At 42.7% G+C, this 18,778-nt stretch carries 15 protein-coding genes and 1 other RNA gene; 14 read left to right on the top strand and 2 right to left on the bottom strand.

From position 1 onward, the window contains the following. Window positions 1-583: 583 nt before the first annotated feature. The gene (locus BM049_RS07135) at window positions 584-1,303 is read right to left on the bottom strand and encodes a hypothetical protein (protein WP_091529887.1); all 720 of its coding nucleotides are present in this window, start codon (window positions 1,301-1,303) and stop codon (window positions 584-586) included. Between the two features lie 231 nt (window positions 1,304-1,534). Between BM049_RS07135 and BM049_RS07130 the strand changes: the two genes are divergently transcribed. From BM049_RS07130 to ffs, 3 genes are all read left to right on the top strand, one after another. After that, window positions 1,535-2,068, top strand: coding sequence for a GNAT family N-acetyltransferase (locus tag BM049_RS07130; RefSeq protein ID WP_245751886.1), 534 nt, complete (start codon window positions 1,535-1,537; stop codon window positions 2,066-2,068). A gap of 106 nt (window positions 2,069-2,174) precedes the next feature. Next, complete coding sequence (locus BM049_RS07125) at window positions 2,175-2,381, top strand: hypothetical protein (RefSeq protein WP_091529885.1); 207 nt, start codon at window positions 2,175-2,177, stop codon at window positions 2,379-2,381. Between the two features lie 52 nt (window positions 2,382-2,433). After that, an RNA gene (ffs, locus tag BM049_RS07120) (signal recognition particle sRNA small type) lies at window positions 2,434-2,521 on the top strand. Window positions 2,522-2,758: 237 nt separating this feature from the next. Here the strand turns inward: ffs and BM049_RS07115 are convergent. Next, complete coding sequence (locus BM049_RS07115; RefSeq protein ID WP_091529884.1) at window positions 2,759-3,619, bottom strand: DUF368 domain-containing protein; 861 nt, start codon at window positions 3,617-3,619, stop codon at window positions 2,759-2,761. Between the two features lie 444 nt (window positions 3,620-4,063). Here BM049_RS07115 and dnaX point away from each other — a divergent pair, with 444 nt between their 5' ends. The 11 genes from dnaX to nrdH all read left to right on the top strand — a co-directional run bounded on the left by dnaX (window position 4,064) and on the right by nrdH (window position 18,778). Beyond that, window positions 4,064-5,809, top strand: a complete 1,746-nt coding sequence (dnaX, locus tag BM049_RS07110; RefSeq protein ID WP_091529883.1) for a DNA polymerase III subunit gamma/tau — start codon at window positions 4,064-4,066, stop codon at window positions 5,807-5,809. A 22-nt stretch (window positions 5,810-5,831) separates the two neighbouring features. After that, window positions 5,832-6,149, top strand: coding sequence for a YbaB/EbfC family nucleoid-associated protein (locus BM049_RS07105; protein ID WP_091529882.1), 318 nt, complete (start codon window positions 5,832-5,834; stop codon window positions 6,147-6,149). Between the two features lie 64 nt (window positions 6,150-6,213). Next, window positions 6,214-6,810 carry a recombination mediator RecR gene (gene recR, locus BM049_RS07100; protein ID WP_091529916.1) on the top strand — a complete coding sequence of 199 codons (597 nt, stop codon included), beginning with the start codon at window positions 6,214-6,216 and terminating at the stop codon, window positions 6,808-6,810. Window positions 6,811-6,814: 4 nt separating this feature from the next. Then, the gene (locus BM049_RS07095; RefSeq protein ID WP_091529881.1) at window positions 6,815-7,039 is read left to right on the top strand and encodes a DUF2508 family protein; all 225 of its coding nucleotides are present in this window, start codon (window positions 6,815-6,817) and stop codon (window positions 7,037-7,039) included. 413 nt (window positions 7,040-7,452) lie between these two features. Further along, window positions 7,453-13,926: a 5'-nucleotidase C-terminal domain-containing protein gene (locus BM049_RS07090; RefSeq protein ID WP_091529880.1), complete on the top strand. Its 6,474-nt coding sequence runs from the start codon at window positions 7,453-7,455 to the stop codon at window positions 13,924-13,926. Window positions 13,927-14,151: 225 nt separating this feature from the next. Beyond that, window positions 14,152-14,781, top strand: coding sequence for a dTMP kinase (tmk, locus tag BM049_RS07085; RefSeq protein ID WP_091529879.1), 630 nt, complete (start codon window positions 14,152-14,154; stop codon window positions 14,779-14,781). 45 nt (window positions 14,782-14,826) lie between these two features. Then, window positions 14,827-15,156: a cyclic-di-AMP receptor gene (locus tag BM049_RS07080; protein WP_091529878.1), complete on the top strand. Its 330-nt coding sequence runs from the start codon at window positions 14,827-14,829 to the stop codon at window positions 15,154-15,156. A gap of 18 nt (window positions 15,157-15,174) precedes the next feature. Next, a complete protein-coding gene (holB, locus tag BM049_RS07075) occupies window positions 15,175-16,167 on the top strand; it encodes a DNA polymerase III subunit delta' (RefSeq protein WP_177188628.1) in 993 nt (330 codons plus the stop codon). A gap of 125 nt (window positions 16,168-16,292) precedes the next feature. Next, window positions 16,293-17,702, top strand: a complete 1,410-nt coding sequence (locus BM049_RS07070; RefSeq protein ID WP_091529876.1) for an ISLre2 family transposase — start codon at window positions 16,293-16,295, stop codon at window positions 17,700-17,702. Window positions 17,703-17,934: 232 nt separating this feature from the next. Beyond that, complete coding sequence (locus BM049_RS07065) at window positions 17,935-18,279, top strand: DNA replication initiation control protein YabA (RefSeq protein WP_091486657.1); 345 nt, start codon at window positions 17,935-17,937, stop codon at window positions 18,277-18,279. Window positions 18,280-18,544: 265 nt separating this feature from the next. Next, window positions 18,545-18,778, top strand: coding sequence for a glutaredoxin-like protein NrdH (gene nrdH, locus BM049_RS07060; protein WP_091529875.1), 234 nt, complete (start codon window positions 18,545-18,547; stop codon window positions 18,776-18,778).

The raw sequence follows: 18,778 nt of genomic DNA, 5'->3' as shown, positions 1-18,778 counted from the left end.
TACTTTATTTCGGATATATACTGGAAAAAATATAGGCTTCTGTGTATAATGAGAATGGGGTGAGAATTATATTAAAATACAGTGAATCGAATGAGCAGGATAAGAACAAGAGATATAAGGCGCTGTTTGCATTACCTTCGTTTATTGTACTATTACTGCTCTTATCAGAAGATTTCAATTATATTTTCATGTCGTTTGTGGTGGTTGCCTTTATTCTTATAGAATTGATTATTTTTGGAATAATGGACACGATCTATCATTATTCATTAAGTGATTTTTTGAAAGACGGGTTTTACTTAATCGTATCCAGTATTATTATTACTTATCTGGCTGCACCGATCATTATGTCTTTAATTACAAGATATATGACTTTATCTCATACTATTTTAAATGGGTTGAAATTCTTTCTTTCCTTGCTCCTGCTGTATGGCACCTGGTTTAGTATTGTAACCATGCAGAGTAAACTAAGAAGGAAATCAGAAATGTGGAAATGGGAGGTAATAGGATTTTTCAATAGTGGAAAGGAAAAAAACGAGGAGATATAAAAAAGCCGGAGAGCTGATCCCCGGCTTTTGCATTTGAATTATAAAGCTAAGAGTAAAACGGAATACAGTGACAGACCGACCATGAAGGAAGTCAATCCTGTTCCCCGGCATGCGGGTAATTCATCTTTGATAGCGTTCAGTGTCAGCCCGCCGGCCACGAAAGCTTCAAGTAAACCGACAAATAAATGTGACACATGGAGATTGGCGCCTAAGACAAATCCGGCTAATACACCGATAACGAGTAACTTCAGTCCATAACTGTCATATAATGACTTGAAGTGATGTCTCAAGACCCAGTCGTTGGTCAGGAAATGGATGCCGATAGCGACCAGGTAGAATAAAGCAGTGACTGAAGACTGAAATTGCTGTGTCGTTAAAAGAATACCGATAATGAAGTTATACATAAAATATGAGCCGATTTGTGCCCAGAACATGCCGGTAGAAGGTTGCGTATTTTTCATCAGCTTGAGTCGGGAAGATTTTAAAGCTACTTCCAGGAAATAGAAGATGATGATCCCCAGAAGCATCGAACCGAAAATGACGTGAGAGGCATTCGTTGCACTAATATGGAACGATTCCATCACTTCATGTTCATAGGTTCTGATCGTGGGAATAAGATGGAAGAAAACATAGGCAAGAGATATTCCTCCAACAAACGATGTAAACTGATTCACTGTAAAGACGCGTAATTTAAAATGTCTGGATCCTATATGAATAAATGTAAAACCTAAAGCGACAGCAAGGCTTGTCACAGTCATGCAAACTCCTTCTTTCAATTTAATTGTTAGGCATGTGATGTTTCCAACAGAACGTATTATAATCCTATTAAACGGAATCGTCAACTCTTTTCATGATGTTTTCTGAAAATAAATACATTGCTAGAATAAAGCCTTTTCAATTAGAATATGATTAGAATGTTACTGAAAAAGTCACTGATATAGGAGATGATTAAAATAAACACGATCCAATTAAAGATGGCAAGACATCGAATGATCGAAACAGAAAGACTTGAATTAAGACCCGTTTCTCTCGATGATAAAGAAGATATGTATGAATATGCGTCAGATAAAGAAACCGCCTATTTTGTTTTCGACCAGCACAGGTCCCTTGAAATGACGGAAGAAGCAATCATTGTGCATTTCATGAGAGATCCATTGGGTAAATTCGGCATTGTATTGAAGGGGACAGGGAAACTGATCGGAACGATCGATTTAAGAGTTAAGGATGAGAACCACCGGGCGATCCTGGGATATGTTTTGAACAAAGCATTTCAGGGGAAGGGATATATGACTGAGGCCGGTGAAGCGTTATTGGACTATGCATTTAATGTACTGAATTTGGACTGCGTTGCTGCTCTTCATGATGAACGGAACGAAGCTTCGGGCAGAGTCATGCGCCGCTTGGGGATGCAGAAGGAAGGCGTGATGCGTCATGTAGGGAAATGGAAGAACGGTGAATACTTCAATGATGTGTATTACTCTATTCTAAAAAAAGAGTATGAACAGATGCATAAAAAACAATAAGTTCAGGAGAAGACAAAACCGGTTCTTTTACTCGCGGTCCTCTGATAAAGCCTGGATACTGCGGCTACCTTGTGATAGAATGCTAGTGAATCAAGGAGGGACTATAATGAAACGATTGATGTGTCCGGCGTTCAGCATCGGATTTTATGTTTTGTATTTCCTGATCCTTCAAGGTATCGTATATTTTTTACCTGAATCAGGACTGACAACGGCGTTTGTACTGCTAGCTGTATTTTTAGTGTTACCTGTAGCTGCATCGAGAAGCAGTTCAAAAATCATTCAAAAAATTAACGGTGTGAGTTGTTCTTTTTAAATTTCCACTGGAAATAAGTTTCCGCCTGTGCTATTATAATAAGTGCCGAGAGGCCACATGACAATGGCGGGCATATGAACCGTGTCAGGTCCGGAAGGAAGCAGCACTAAGTATCGCTCCTCCATGTGTTATGTGAATACATAGCCATGAATACTTTAAACCTATTCATAGATAGAGATGTTCCTTATTATAAGGGCATCTTTTTTTTGCCGTTTTATACATATTCGGATAGACTGTTATCTCGTCATAAGAATAAAAAACGAACGCTCAAGCCACAAATCTTCGAGTCTGCAAATGTAAAGCCCCTTATCGACAGGTAACGACACAGGGCTTTTTAATTATGTTGTTGGAAGAGCGCGTGATCACACTAAACACTCTTAGGTTGGCTTATAAGTGTTTTCCAGCCGGCCCATCCACAACCCGAGGGCTAGTCCTCCAAGAAAGAGCAGGATAACAAGACCATAATCCAGTGCCGCCAGATCAGCGTACATGTCGATCGAAGGGGTAATGATCGCGGTAGAAGCAACGACGACACCGAAGACGAAATGAAAAACGGCTGCGTAGGCGATTTTCAGCAAATATCTTATCGCCTTTGCAAACAGAAAAACACAAAGGACGGCGCCTATAGCCACCGGAACTAGTATGGAAAAGTTCAGCAGACGGATAGCCTCAGTCAAAGGCTGGTAAAGGTTCAGATAGATAAGAAAGTTCGACGGGCTAAGTCCCGGCACAATAAAGCCGGACGCGAAAATGGCTCCTGAAAGTAACCAGGTCAGAAGGTTCTGTTCCACCTGTAAGTCCAGATTTTCATTGGCCCATAGCAAAAGGATAAACATGATGACGGCCGTCAGCACCGCTAAAAAAACATGACGGGCGCGCCGTCCGTTTTTACCTGCTTCCCGGTATAAAGTAGGCAATGTTCCAAGTATGGCACCTATAAATGCCCAAAGCACATGTACCGGGTAGTATTGCAGTCCGAAATCCAGCGGATAAGATAAGACGAACACGCCTAAAAGTCCACCGATACCGACGGGTAAAAAGTAACGGACCCATTTGAAGAATGCGTTAGTGATGTCCGAAATGAATAGTATGAGGGGTTCGTACAGACCGAAAACCGCTGCCAGGGCACCGCCGCTGACACCTGGAAGGATGGCTCCTGAACCGATCAGCATGCCCTTAAGTAGACGCAGCAGCCAGTCGATGATCTGGAGCCGGCTGGTTTGTTCATGATTTTTCATTGAATGGTTTCTCCTTCGTCCAAAAGAATGAAGATATATGTAACGCGGTCAAATGAATGACAAGATAAAACCATTTTACCAGAATAAAACGTGAAAATAAAAGAAGGCGTATCACGGATGCGCTAAGGAGCAAGGAACTGGATGCGTTCATCAGTATGAAATAAGCGGTAGCGCTTGAGCTGACCCATGTGTGTGGGGCAGAAAAAGAACATGACTATAATGGTGATGGTCGTCAGCTGAGGTGGTTGTGACTGAATCGTTCGAGTGCTGTCACACAATAGCCTGGCATCGCACAGGTGAAAATAAACAAGGCTTCGTATCATGGCAGGTAGCGGAGCCTCACCTTAGAGCACTGACCAAAAAAATTCATAAAAACTTTTTGAAATAGACAGGAATTCACCTATAATAGTAAAGAGACTGATTTTGTGAGAAAAGAGGGGAAACATGAGCTATCAAGCATTATATCGTGTCTGGAGGCCTCAGCGATTTGAAGATGTTGCGGGGCAGGAAGCGGTAACCAGAACGTTGAGAAATGCATTGAGTCACGGGAATACCAGTCATGCGTACTTGTTTTCCGGACCAAGAGGAACAGGAAAAACGAGTGCCGCTAAAATATTTGCCAAAGCGATGAACTGCCCCAATGCGGTAGATGGCGAACCGTGTAATGAATGTGACTTGTGTCGATCGATCACTCAGGGCAAGCTTGGGGATGTTATCGAGATCGATGCCGCCAGTAATAACGGGGTGGAAGAGATTCGTGATATCAGAGAGAAAGCAAACTATGCACCGACGGAGGCTGAATACAAGGTCTATATCATCGATGAGGTGCACATGCTCTCGATGGGGGCTTTCAATGCCCTGCTGAAAACACTGGAAGAACCGCCGATGAATGTTGTTTTCATTTTGGCGACTACCGAACCGCATAAAATACCGCTGACGATCATCTCCCGGACACAGCGCTTTGATTTCAGACGGATCTCACCCCAGGATATCATCAAGCGAATGACCTATATCCTGAACGAGAAACAGGTTGCCTTTGATCCAGATGCCCTGATGAGTATTGCCAAGGCAGCTGAAGGCGGTATGCGTGATGCCTTGAGTATACTGGATCAGGTCATGTCTTTTTCAGATGGTAAAGTCAGCCTGGACGACACGCTTCGCATTACAGGAAGCATTACTCAGGAGCTGATGATCGATTATCTGACAGCGGCACTGAATCACGATACAGAAAACGGTCTGGGTCTGCTGCACCAGATGATGCAGGAAGGAAAGGACGCTAATCGGTTAGTTGAAGACGTCATTCTGTTCTCTCGGGACATCCTTATCTATCAGAAAACCAAGGATGATACCCTACTCAAAATGAGTAAAGTGGATGAGTCATTTAAAGAGCTGACCGAAGGGGCGCATCCGGAAAAAATTTATGATATCATTCGCATCATGAACCAGACGCAGCTGGAGATGCGGTCTTCGACCCACGCAGAAGTGTATCTTGAGGTCGCTACCGTACGACTTGCTCAGGCAGAGATCAAGACTGCGCCTGTTTCCACACCGCAAGCGACTGTTCACAAAGATACGAGTGACAGTCAGGAGATCCGTTCGCTCAAGAACAAGCTGAATCAGATGCAGAAAGCTATCGAGCAAATGCAGCAGAATCCGTCGAACACTAACGGAACAGTTGCAGCGAAGCGTCCGAGCACCCGTAAAAAATCGTCGCAGACAGCATTCAAAGTCAATACCCATCAAGTCTTTGGCATACTGGAACATGCTACACGAAATGACTTGGCAAAACTGAAAGATGTCTGGCCGGACCTGATCAATGCCTTGTCGACCAGTCAGAAAGCGATCATGAATACGTCTAAACCGGTGGCCGCAAGTCCCAACGGGTTGGTCGTCACCTTTGATTATGATATTCTATGTGAAAGAGCCGCCAGCGACACCTTCCTGATCGAAGCAGTGGGGGATTATCTGGAAAAAGTTATCGGCCACCGCGCCGATCTGGCGACAGTACCTTCTGCCAAATGGCTTGAAGTGCGCCAGGCTTACATCGACCAGATGAAGAGCGGCAGCCATAATGAAGAAAACAAGGAACAGGAAAAACAAGAAGCAACGCAAGAATCCGAAGAAATGGAAGCTGTCGTAAGTGAAGCAGTGAATCTCTTCGGGAAAGAAAATGTGACCATAAACGACTAAATTTTGAAAAGGATGATAAAACATGCGTGGAATGGGAAATATGCAGGGTATGATGAAGAAAATGCAGAAGATGCAGAAAGAAATGGAACAGAGTCAGGCAGCCTTAAATGAGAAGGAATTTACAGGAACCGCCAATGACGATCTGGTAACTGTTACATTCACCGGTGACAAGAAATGTAAAAAGGTATCGATCAAAGAAGAGATCGTCGATCCGGAAGATGCAGAAATCATTGAAGATCTGGTGTTGCTGGCTGTCAATGATGCCTTAGGAAAAATCGATGCTGAAACAGAAAAAGTAATGGGTAAATATTCTAAAGGTCTGGGAATCCCGGGAATGTAAGGGTCAGACAAAAGAGTGAAAGCCTCAAATTAGATGGAGGTTTTCTGTGAGAAAGGAAACAGTTATGCATTATCCAGAACCGATTGCACAGTTAATGGAAAGTTACATGAAACTGCCGGGGATCGGCGAAAAAACTGCCGCCCGCCTGGCGTTTTACACAGTCAACATGCAGGAAGAAGATGTCACGCGCTTTGCAAAGTCCTTGATCAGTGTGAAAAGGGACTTGCAGTACTGTTCGGTCTGCGGAAATATGACACAGAATGACCCCTGCGATATCTGTGAAGATAAAAATCGTGATCAGTCTGTCATTTTAGTTGTGGAGCATCCAAAAGATGTTATTGCCATGGAAAAAATGCAGGATTTCAAAGGGCTGTATCATGTCCTTCATGGTGTGCTGTCTCCGGTCGAAGGAACAGGTCCGGAAGATATCAATATTCCGGTTCTGATCAAGCGACTGCAGAAAGATGAAGTAAAAGAAGTCATCATCGCGACGAATGCAACGGCTGAAGGGGAAGCGACAGCGATGTATCTATCCCGTCTGATCAAGCCGGCAGGGATCAAAGTGACGCGTCTGGCTCATGGATTATCCGTGGGGAGTGATATCGAGTATGCAGATGAGGTCACACTGCTTAAAGCGGTAGAAGGCCGGAGAGAGATGTAGGTGCATGATGCGACTATTTAAAAGAACGAGTAAATTAAAGCATGCCTATGATGTGAAGTTAGTGGAACTGATACGCAGACAGAGAAAACAGTTTGAAGCCTACGAGAAAATAAGAGGGATGGCTGTTGACGACCAGCCGGAATGGCAGGCTCATTATAAACTTCAGAAAGCAACGTATTATTATCTGTTTAAAGAAGCACGTGTGAGAAAAATAAAGGAAAACAGTTAAAACCGAATCATTCTCAAAACAGCCGATATTTTATAATCGGCTGTTTTTGTCTTCAGTTAACCGCATTCCGAAAAAAATATTTTATTAGCGAATGCTTAAAGTATAGTAGTTTGCATAGGATAACATTGTTTATTTTAATGAAAGCGTTGACATTGCTTTTTTTGTAGATTAAACTATTAGATACGAGTGATTATAACTAAAAGTTATTTTGGTTTATACAATAACTAACTTTTGTAATCGCTGTCAAAAATCCCTGTGAGCTCTTTAAATAGAGCTGCTAGTCAAAGCGTATCTTTAATTACATTTACTACCTCTACTGCTTTATTATGTCAATACACTTAAAGGAGGGTCAGTTGTTCTATTGCGTACATATTAAATCGTAGAGTAAAACATATTTATAAGGAGAGAATTGAATGCACAACAATTGGCGAAAGAAATATAGTTTTTCCCTGGCAACAATGCTCCTGTTAAGTTCGTTTGCACAAACGGCTGCACCGATATCAGCGTATGCTGAGACCGATACAGACCCTGGCACGACAGAAGTCACTGGTACGACAGATTCGACTGCTGAAACATCTGCTGATGCGGGAGTAAATGCCACAGCTGCAACTGAAACACCACTTACAGTAGCAGAGGGCATAGCTAGAGAAAATGATGGATCAGAAGCAACAGTCAAAGGCTATATTGTAGGGCATTTAGCTAGTGGCCCTTCACTTGTGACTAGTGAATTTAAAGATGATTACAGCGTAGCTATAGCTGATGATCCTAATGAAACTGATGTTACCAAGGTAATGGCAGTCCAATTAAAAGACGCTAACAGAAATACTTTCGGGCTACAAAGCAATGCTGATAATCTTGGAAAAGAAATCATCGTTACTGGTATTCTAGATACTTATCATGGTGCAGATAGTTTAGAAAGTGTTAGTGAACTGTCATTTACCGGTGAAGATACGGGTTCTGAAACACCAGAAGAACCTGCAGAACTGACACTGCTGTCCATTGCAGACGCGCGTGCGCAGGAAACAGGAGAAGTGAAGACAAAAGGTGTAGTGACTGCCAAGTTGAGCAGCACCGTCCAAATCCAGGACGAAACGGGCGCTATTGCGTTGTATCCTGGATATACACTGGATGTTGAACTGGGTGATGAGATCACGGTTCAAGGTGGTCTAGGGGAGTACAATGGATTACTGCAGATTCAAGATCCTACTGTTGAAGATAAAACAGAAGGATCAGAAATTCCTGAACCTGTCCTTTTAACTGGTGCTGACCTTGTTGAAGACCATGAGTCTGAATTGGCTGTGATGCAAAACATCGAAATTACAGAAGCAAATGGAAAGAACTATACTGCTAAGGATGAAGCGGGAACTGAATTCACGATCAGAGATGAAAATGATGCTCTTGGCTTAACAGTCGGGACGACTTATGAATCCATTACCGGCATCGTTTCTCAGTTCTATGATTTTCAGCTGATACCGCGAGACATTTATGACATTGTAGAAGACTCAAGCATTGTCATGCCAGTCACTGCAAGCCATGATTCAGGAAATGTTCCGATGGGGACAGACGTCACGCTATCCACACGCACAGATGGCGCAACGATTTATTACACAACAGACGGATCAGATCCTTCCGAGTCAAGCACTCAATATACTGGAGCTATCACACTTGATGCAGATTCAACACTGAAAGCTATCGCTGTAGTTGATGACCGTATCAGTGAAGTCGCTGAATTCAATTATACTGTTGTAGATATTACTGAAGGAAATAAAATACATGACATTCAAGGTGAAGCACATTATTCTCCAATGCTTGGAGAGCGTGTTTACAACGTAAAAGGTGTCGTCACATACGTATACGATATCTACGGAGCCAACTATTTCCACATGCAGACACCTGATGACATGACCGATGATAATGACAATACATCAGAAGGTATCGTTGTCTATACAGGAAGAAATAGTACGGGTGTCAACGTCGGAGATCTGGTCGAAGTAACGGGTGAAGTGTCAGAGTATCACATAGACGGCTATTCTGATAGAGATGAAACAGATCTGCCGATCACTCAAATCAGTGCCCGTGACGACAGAGGCGGCATTGTTACGATCACAGAAAACAATGTTGAGCTGCCGGCTCCTGTTGAGATCACATCAAGTAATATTCCAGGAGAAATAAAAGGCGGAACGACTCTGGAAGTCTTCAATCCGGATGCTTATTCCTTGGATTACTGGGAAAGTCTTGAAGGCATGCGCGTTGAAGTTCAACCTTCAAGAGCCGTTGCACCTCAGGCATACGGGGATTTATTTGTTGCGACAGAAGACTATACCCCTTCAAATACGACAGTAAACGGTGGACTGAGATTAAGTGAAGAAGGTCCGGATTCCAGACTGATTCCATTCAAGCTTCAGCCAAATGACGATGCGAGAGACTTTGCTGTCAAGACGGGTGACCAGTTCACAGAAGCTGTTGAAGGTGTCGTCAATTATGGATACGGCAATTACAAGATCTATTCAGATTTAGCAGATATGGAAGCTGCCCATGTTCCGGTTGAAGCTGCATCTTCAGCGACATCTATTGTGAAAGATGAATCCAAGCTGACTGTTGCCACTTATAACGTAGAGAATTTCTCTGCAAATACAGAGGAAACCTCAGATATCAAAGCCCAGAGAATTGCCAGCACATTCGTCAATGATATGAATAGTCCAGACATCATCGGTATCGTTGAAGTACAGGACAGTGACGGTGAAACAGAATCAGGATCTGCTGTAGCGGACGCCAGTTATGAGCGTTTAGTGAATGAAATTGCAGATGCAGGCGGTCCGACTTATGCCTATGCAAATATCGATCCTGAATACAACGCAGACGGCGGAGCACCGGGCGGGAACATCCGTGTAGGGTTCCTGTATAACCCAGATCGTGTTTCAATGATCGAAAAAGATAAAGGTGGAACAAATGAAGCCGTTGGATATACGGATGGTGAGTTAACGCTCAACCCAGGACGTGTCAATCCTTCAGACTTTGAGGGGACAAGAAAACCTCTAGCTGCAGAATTTGAATTCAATGGTAAGAGCGTTGTCGTGATCACCAACCACCTGAATTCTAAACGCGGAGATGATCCTTACTACGGCCAAGTTCAGCCGCCTCAATTTGACAGCAGGATCGAACGTAACCAGTTGGCACAGTCTGTCAACTCATTTGTGGACGAGATCCTTGCAGATAATCCAGACGAAAACATTGTTGTTCTTGGAGACATGAATGACTTTGAATTCTCGGAGCCACTGGAGATTTTAGCAGGTGATGCGTTAACTAACCTGACTAATAAAGTACCGGCAAGTGACCGCTACAGTTATATTTACCAGGGTAATTCACAGGTGCTTGATCATATCCTCGTATCCAACAACCTCGCTGATGCAGCTGAAATCGACATGATCCATGTCAATGCTGATTTCACCGACATGCATGGACGCGCAAGTGACCATGAACCTGTCCTCGCTCAAATCGATCTACCTGAAATAGTTGAGCCGGCATTTGAAATGTCAGTCATGCATATGAATGATACCCATGGCCGAGTAGAAAACTATCCGCATATGCTTACAGCTATTGAAGAATTCCGTGGAGAAAACCCGGATTCTATGCTGGTACATGCCGGTGATGTCTTCTCAGGAACCCTATACTTCAATGAATTCAAAGGACAGGCAGACCTTGCCTTACTGAACTTGATGGATATCGATGTTATGACATTCGGTAACCACGAATTTGACTTAGGTGCTGAAGAAAATGGTCATCAGTCATTAGCAGAATTTGTAGAGAAAGCCAACTTCCCATTCTTAGGTTCAAATGTTGATTTCTCAGAAGACAAATATATGGCACCTTATGAACTAGATGAATTATTAGAAGCAGATCCTGAAGATGGCAAAATCTATGAAACGATTGTCAAAGAGGTAAATGGTGAAAAAATTGGTATTTTTGGTTTAGTCACTCAAGATACCGAAAATATTTCAAGTCCTATGGATGTTGCATTCTCAGACTTTATTAATGCTGCTGAAGCTGCTGTTCAATCTTTCGAACACGCTGGCATCAACAAAATCATGGCAGTCAACCACTTAGGCTTCGACACAGCTCCAGAAGTCGGGAATGACATGAGAGTAGCCATGGAAGTGGACGGTATCGATATTATTGTCGGCGGACACTCACATTCTGAAATCGACGAACCTTACGTAGTCACTCATGACGACGAAGGCAACGAAAAAGAACCGACAGTTATTGTTCAAGGCGGTCAGTATGCCGGAAACTTAGGTACATTGAATGTCGGGTTTGATGAAAATGGTGTCGTTATCGGTCAATCAGGAGCATTGCTTGATACAGGGGAGTATCCTGCTGATGAAGCTGCTCTAGCGGTTATGCAGCAATACAAAGACCGCGTGGATGAAATCGCTAATGAAGAAACAGGCGCAGTTGCTGTTTCAGAGTTAGAAAACCCACGACATGGTGAAGGCGATGAAATGAGTGTGCGTGCAGACGAAACACGCTTAGGCAACCTGATCACCGACGCCATGCTGGCAAAAGCTCAGGAGAAATTCCCAGAAGCAGTGATTGCTGTTCAAAATGGTGGCGGTATCCGTGCTGCGATCGATGCAGGACCAATCACAGTGGGTGAAGTCCTGACCGTTCTTCCGTTTGGTAATAACCCTGTGATTGCTGAACTTTCCGGACAGGAAATCAAGGATATCATGGAACACAGTGTCCGTTTGGCACCTGAAGAAAATGGTGGCTTCCTGCATGTATCTGGCATGGAATTCTACTATGACAGTTCAAGAGATGCTGGCGACCGTATTGTAGAAATGTACATCGACAGAGATGGTGAATTGACAGAAATCGCCATGGATGAGATGTACCTTGTAACCACAAATGGTTTCACTGGTCAGGGTGGCGACGGCTATGAAACATTTGCTCAGGCATTTGAGGAAGGCCGAGTCAGAGATATTGGTGAAGAAGACTGGCAGCAGCTGATCGACTACATGGTGGAAGACGAATACCTTGATGGGGTCGTTGATCCTGAAATCGAAGGCAGAATCAATGACCTGAATGAAGGCGCAGAATTACCTGACACGGATGACACGTTTGAATTCTCAGTTATGCACATGAATGACACACATGGTCGAGTAGAAAACTATCCACACATGCTTACTGCCATTGAAGCATTCCGTGGAGAAAATCCGGATTCAATGCTGGTTCATGCCGGAGATGTCTTCTCAGGGACCTTGTACTTCAATGAATTCAAAGGTATGGCCGATCTAGCTCTATTGAATATGATGGACATTGATCTGATGACCTTCGGTAACCATGAGTTCGACTTGGGTGCTGAAGAAAACGGACATGAATCACTTTCTGAATTTGTCAAAGAAGCCAACTTCCCATTCCTTGGCACCAACGTCGATTTCTCACAAGATCCGTTCATGAATGAACTGGAATCAGATGAATCGCTAGTAGAGAATCCTGAAGATGGAATGATCTACAGAAGTATCATTAAAGAAGTCAACGGTGAGAAAATCGGTATCTTCGGTTTAGTTACAGAAGATACAGAGAACATCTCAAGTCCTGTGGAAGTCGACTTCACTGATTTCATTGAAGCGGCTGAAGAAGCTGTTCAGGCCTTTGAAGATGCAGGCATCAATAAAATCATGGCTGTCAACCACTTAGGCTTTGACACAGCGCCAGAAGTCGGAAACGATATGAGAGTAGCCATGGAAGTAGACGGTATCGATATTATCGTCGGCGGTCACTCACATTCTGAAATCGACGAACCGTACGTTGTTACACACGATGACGAAGGCAACGAAAAAGAACCGACAGTTATTGTACAGGGCGGTCAATATGGTAATAACCTTGGCACACTGACTGTTGAATTTGACGATAAAGGTATTGTTCTTTCACAAATGGGTCAACTACTTGATGTGGGCGAATATGCAGCTGATGAAGAAGCACTCAATGTCATGGCTGAGTACAAAGACCGTGTCGATGAGATCGCAAATGAAGAAACAGGCGCAGTGGCTGTTGAAGCGTTAGAAAATCCAAGATTCGGTGAAGGCGATGAAATGAGCGTCCGTGCAGACGAAACGCGCTTAGGTAACCTGATCACCGATGCCATGCTGGCTAAAGCTCAGGAGAAATTCCCTGAAACAGTAATTGCCTTCCAGAACGGTGGCGGTATCCGTGCTGCTATCGATCAGGGACCGATCACAGTCGGTGAAGTCCTGACAGTCTTACCGTTTGGTAATAACCCTGTTGTGGCTGAGCTTTCTGGACAGGAGATCAAAGATATCATGGAACACAGTGTCCGTTTGGCACCTGAAGAAAACGGCGGGTTCCTGCATGTATCTGGCATGAAATTCTACTATGACAGCACAAGAGAATCAGGCGACCGTATCGTTCAGATGTATGTCGATAGAGACGGTGAACTGACAGAAATCGTTATGGATGAAATGTATCTTGTAACGACAAACGGCTTTACCGGTCAAGGCGGCGACGGCTATGAAACATTTGCTCAGGCATTTGAAGAAGGCCGTGTCAGAGATATCGGTGAAGAAGACTGGCAGCAGCTGATCGACTATATGGTTGAAGACCAGTATCTTGGTGGTGTCGTAAACCCTGAAATCGAAGGAAGAATCACTGATTTAATGGGTGAAGAACTGCCTGAAGACGTGGTGGATGAAGAAGACGAGCAAGAAGAGAAAGAAGAGCAAGAAGAGAAAGAAGAGAAAGACAAAGAGCAGGACGGGGAAGAGTTGCCTGAAACTGCTACAAATACCTATATGTATTTATTGTTAGGTGCATTCTCAACTGCTGTTGGTGCAGCAATGACCATGTACAAAAAGAAATTTTCTAACTAATAGATAGATAGGATCACAGGCTGATAGTGTAAAAACTATCGGCCTGTTTTTTTGTTTTTAAAAAGAAATAAATAAAAGGTATGTAAACATGAGCAGAACGACTTTGGGAAGCAGTCTTTCTCACTGTAAAAGGGTGTTAACAAGATAACTTCATAATGAATAGACAACACTGGACTATCTAACGTATAATGAAGATAGAATCGAGCTATAGATGGAGGAAGTTTTGTGAGTGGATTATTTATTACAATTGAAGGACCGGACGGTGCAGGCAAATCTAGTGTTGTAAAGAGATTGGTCGAAGCAATACAGCAGACCACCGACAGACCTTTGGTTGTTACAAGAGAACCGGGAGGCAGTGAAATAGCTGAAAGGATACGAGCAATTTTACTGGATCCGATACATACAAACATGGATGACCGTACTGAAGCCCTTTTATTAGCGGCCGGACGACGTCAGCATGTTGTCGAAAAGATCAACCCTGCACTACAAAGAGGAGATATCGTGCTTTGTGATCGTTTTGTGGACAGCTCGATCGCCTATCAGGGTCAGGCAAGAGGAATTGGGATCAAAGAAGTCAAGGATATCAATGAGTTTGCCATCGAAGGGTTGAGACCGGATCTGACGATTTATCTGGACGTGGATGCAGAAGTCGGGCTTAATCGTATAAAAGATAAAAACTCGAACCGTACCCAAGATCGCCTTGAACTGGAAGAAGTGGCTTTTCATGAAGAAGTGAGAAAAGGTTATCTGGCTCTGATCGAGGCAGAACCGAACCGTTTTGTAACGGTCGATGCGGGTCAGTCGGAAGAACAAGTATTTGATGATGTATGGAAAATCGTCAGGGAGAGACTCTGAAAATCAAAGCATGACAGAGCGGTTTATAAGAGAGGATGAAGTAAGATGAAATTAGTCGTAGCAATCGTACAGAACCAGGATAGTAAGCGTCTGGCGGATGAGTTTGTAGAAAATGGCATCCGTGCAACAAAATTATCTTCGACAGGCGGGTTCTTGAGAGCAGGGAACACCACGTTCTTAATGGGTGTCGAGGACAGAAAAGTGGATGATACGCTTGAACTGATCAAAGAAAACTGTTCAACGCGCAGCCAAACCATGATGAGCCCACCGTCTTATGACTTCACACTGGAATCGGATCTGACCTATCCAGTAAATGTTGAAGTGGGCGGCGCCACGATTTTTGTTTTACCGATCGACCAGTTTTTACAATTCTAAATGCAAGGGAGACGAGCAATGTCTACCACAACAATCAAGCAGCCGAGCATTCAGCGGCTGTTTCTTCAGCTAATTGAAAAAGATAACCTGCAGCACGCCTATCTATTTGACGGCAAGACAGGCACAGGAAAAAAAGAGACGGCGTTATGGATCGCTCAGAGCTTATTCTGTCAGAATTTTTCTGATGGACCATGCGGTGAGTGCCATACCTGCCAGCGGATCGCTTCACACCAGCATCCCGACGTCATCGAACTGGAGCCGGAGGGCTTGTCCATTAAAATCGGCCAGGTCAGAGGACTGAAACAGGAATTTACCAGAAGCGGTATGGAAGGCAGAAAGAAACTTGTGATGGTAAAAGATGTCGAAAAGATGACGACTCAGGCAGCCAACAGTCTATTGAAGTTTCTGGAAGAGCCGGATGGAGATATCGTCGTTATCTTGATGACGACCGCTAAGCATCGTCTGCTGCCTACGATATTGTCCCGTGTGCAGCTGATCCATTTCCCTCAGCTGTCAAAAGAACACCGGATGCAGGCTCTGGAAGAAGCCGGTTTGTCTAAAGAACGGGCTGCTGTACTGAGTCAGTTGACCAGTGATACCGAACAGGCTCTAGAACTGTCGGAGAACGAAAATCTTACGGCTTTAATAGATGCTGTGTGGAAATGGTATATGGCCCTTTCTAAAAAAGATGATCAGGCCTTCGTTTATGTTCATACGGATATCATGCCTCTGGTTAAGGAAAAAGCGGAATATCATCGGGTCCTGGATCTGTTTCTGGTCATTTTACAGGACATACTGAATACTCAGCTTTCCAAAAACTACTCGGTCGGATATATGAAGTATCAGACTAGGATCCAGGAAGAAGCTGAACGGTTAAGTGCAGTGACGCTTGCCGACCTGATGGACATCATTCTGACAGGGAAAAAATATCTGGACAGTAATGTTGCCGCACAGGGTGTATTTGAAATGTCGGCTCTCAAAATGCTGGCGGCTATGAAAAGATCTCTGTAGAAATTTATTAAGATATTGTGCTATGTGTAAAATTAATGTCGGAAGTGAAAAAGGTTGACCTAGACAAAAAGAAAGAAGACCCTTAATCTAGAGATAACGACAACGCTAGAGAAAGAGGTCTTCTTATGAATGAAATTATATCAGAAATCATCAACACTATAAAGGGTTCTTCTACCCTTTTAGAAACTGAATTAGCTTTAGAAACGGTTTTTCAGCGTATCACTCAAGAATTGCTTAGTACAGCTTTTAAACAAATTGATCTAGAACTACTTCATGATTATAAAGAACAAGGATATGAGATTGATAGTGTGCCCAACCGTACGCTTCAATTAACATTCGGAACTCTTGAATTTGCACGCCACCGTATGCGCAAGAAAGGTGAAAAAAGTGTGATTCCATTTGATAAAGCCGTCGGCTTAAAACCAAGAATTCGTCAGTCTCCTCTTGTCGAGATGAAAGCTGCAAAGATAGCCTCAGATGGGACCTATCGTAAAGCAGAAGAAGCTATTGATCTCCTTACATCATTTTCACTGAGTCATACAACTATCCATACCATTACCCAAAAAGTTGGAGAAACGATTCAGGAATGGACAGAAACAGCCCCACTTCAGGATGATAGGCCTCTGAAGGAGAAGAAAAAAATACCTGTTTTATTTATCGAAGGTGACGGTTTAATGCTTACTAAAGGGAAAGAGAAAAAACGCCCTGAGATTCATCGCGTGCAATTTCATGAAGGTGTCGAGTATAAAGGGAAACAAAAAAGACCTGTCTTAATTAATTCAAAAATGTTTGAGAGTACTGTATCAAGTAAAGAAGCTTTTAGACGTGCAAGTCTATGGCTAGAAAATATTTATGATATCCGTCAAACGATTGTTATTTCAAATAGCGATGGAGGAAGTGGTTACGATAAAGATAAATTTCATCAGATTATTGGAAAATGTCAACAACATGAACATTTCAGAGATGCTTATCATGTGAACGAAAAGATCAAACAGCGTATGTATTTCGATAAAATAATGGAAAAGAAAATGAGGCACGCAGTGCGTACATACGACTTTAATCTGGTTGAAACGATTATTGCTACAACTGAAAGCCGTATTAAAAGAAATGATGAAAAAGCCAAAGAATATAAAGAAGAACTTTCAAAGCTAAAAGCTTATCTAGAGAGAAATTGGGCTAGTCTAAAACCATTAAAAATGAGAGATCTGCCCATAAATAAAGGGATTGGCGTATGCGAAAGTAACCATCGGCCGTATAGTTATCGCATGAAGCGACAAGGTCGTGGTTTCTCAGCTAAGGGCACAGGGAATGTAGCAGCGATTATTTCAGCACGTAAGAACGGAACATTTCTCAAAGCCTTAACAGATAAAACACCTGAGCTTTTAGCGGAACTCCAGCCGGAGTTCAAAGGGGCTGTAAGAGCAGCCTTGAAGAAAAGTAAATACAGACCATCAATAGGTGTGAAAATTGGCAGAGTAGCTAATTATGGCTCCTCTTCAAGCCCAATGGGGCAATTACAGAAATTATTTAGTTAGAGAGAGATTTTAAGCTTTTAAAAGATACTAAGAACATGGTTCGAAGTGAAAAAATAAATAGTGTTTCAGATTTCTAGAATAAATTTCCGAGAATAACTTTACACATACGATATTGTGTTCATTTGGCTTTTTTATGGTAATCATGGTATGCTAGGTAAAGATGTAAGAGGACATTTCTTCGGTCCATGCATCACTAACAGATAAGCTAAGAAGAGTAAAGAAGTGGTGAAAAATGGATAAAAAAGAATTGCATGATACGTTTTCTGAGCTGGAGTCCCAAGCAGAAGCCACATTGAGTACGATCAAGAATATCAAAGAAGAATTATCTCATTTAACTGAAGAAAACAATGTGCTGCGAATGGAAAATCAACATCTCAGAGATCGCTTAGCAGAAATAATAAAACAGCAGTCGATCGAGAAGCAAATGACTGATTCAGGTATGACAAAGTCTCGCTTGAACCTTGAAAAAATATATGAAGACGGCTTTCATGTCTGTAATTTATTTTATGGCTCAAGAAGAGATGGCGATGAGCCTTGTGCATTTTGTCTGGAAGTTATCTACGGTGAACGAAGATAAATGAGCGCCAACTATTCGAAAAATTTAATTAGAACCCTTCCTTGATGCAGTATGACTGCAGTGTGAGGAAGGTTTTTTCTGTACCCAAAACACTATATGTTGTGCTTGTTATATATTATTTTGGCATATGTAGTGTGTTCCCCTTGATTTTGAAAATGACTGATGTAAAATAAGATTATCGAACAGGGAGATAGATCAGAAGGAAACTTACTGGAAACTGAAGACATCCTGTTGTCTCACAGCATGTATAACGGAGGTAATTATTATGGAAAAATCATCAGTGATCGTTTATTCAAAACCAAATTGTATGCAATGCCAGTTCACTAAAAAATATTTGGAGAACAAGGGGATACCCTTTGAAGAAAAAGATGTGGAACAGAATGGTGAAGCTATTGATGAAGTGAAAAAAATGGGGTTCAGTTCGCTCCCGGTTGTCATAGCAGAAGGCATTGAAGCTTTCAATGGTTTCAGACCCGATATACTGAACAGACTGGCTTAA

The sequence above is a fragment of the Alkalibacterium subtropicum genome, assembly GCF_900112455.1.
GTDB lineage: Bacteria > Bacillota > Bacilli > Lactobacillales > Carnobacteriaceae_A > Alkalibacterium > Alkalibacterium subtropicum.
Note: the sequence above shows the minus strand (reverse complement) of the source record. Positions and strands in the feature narration are given on the sequence as shown.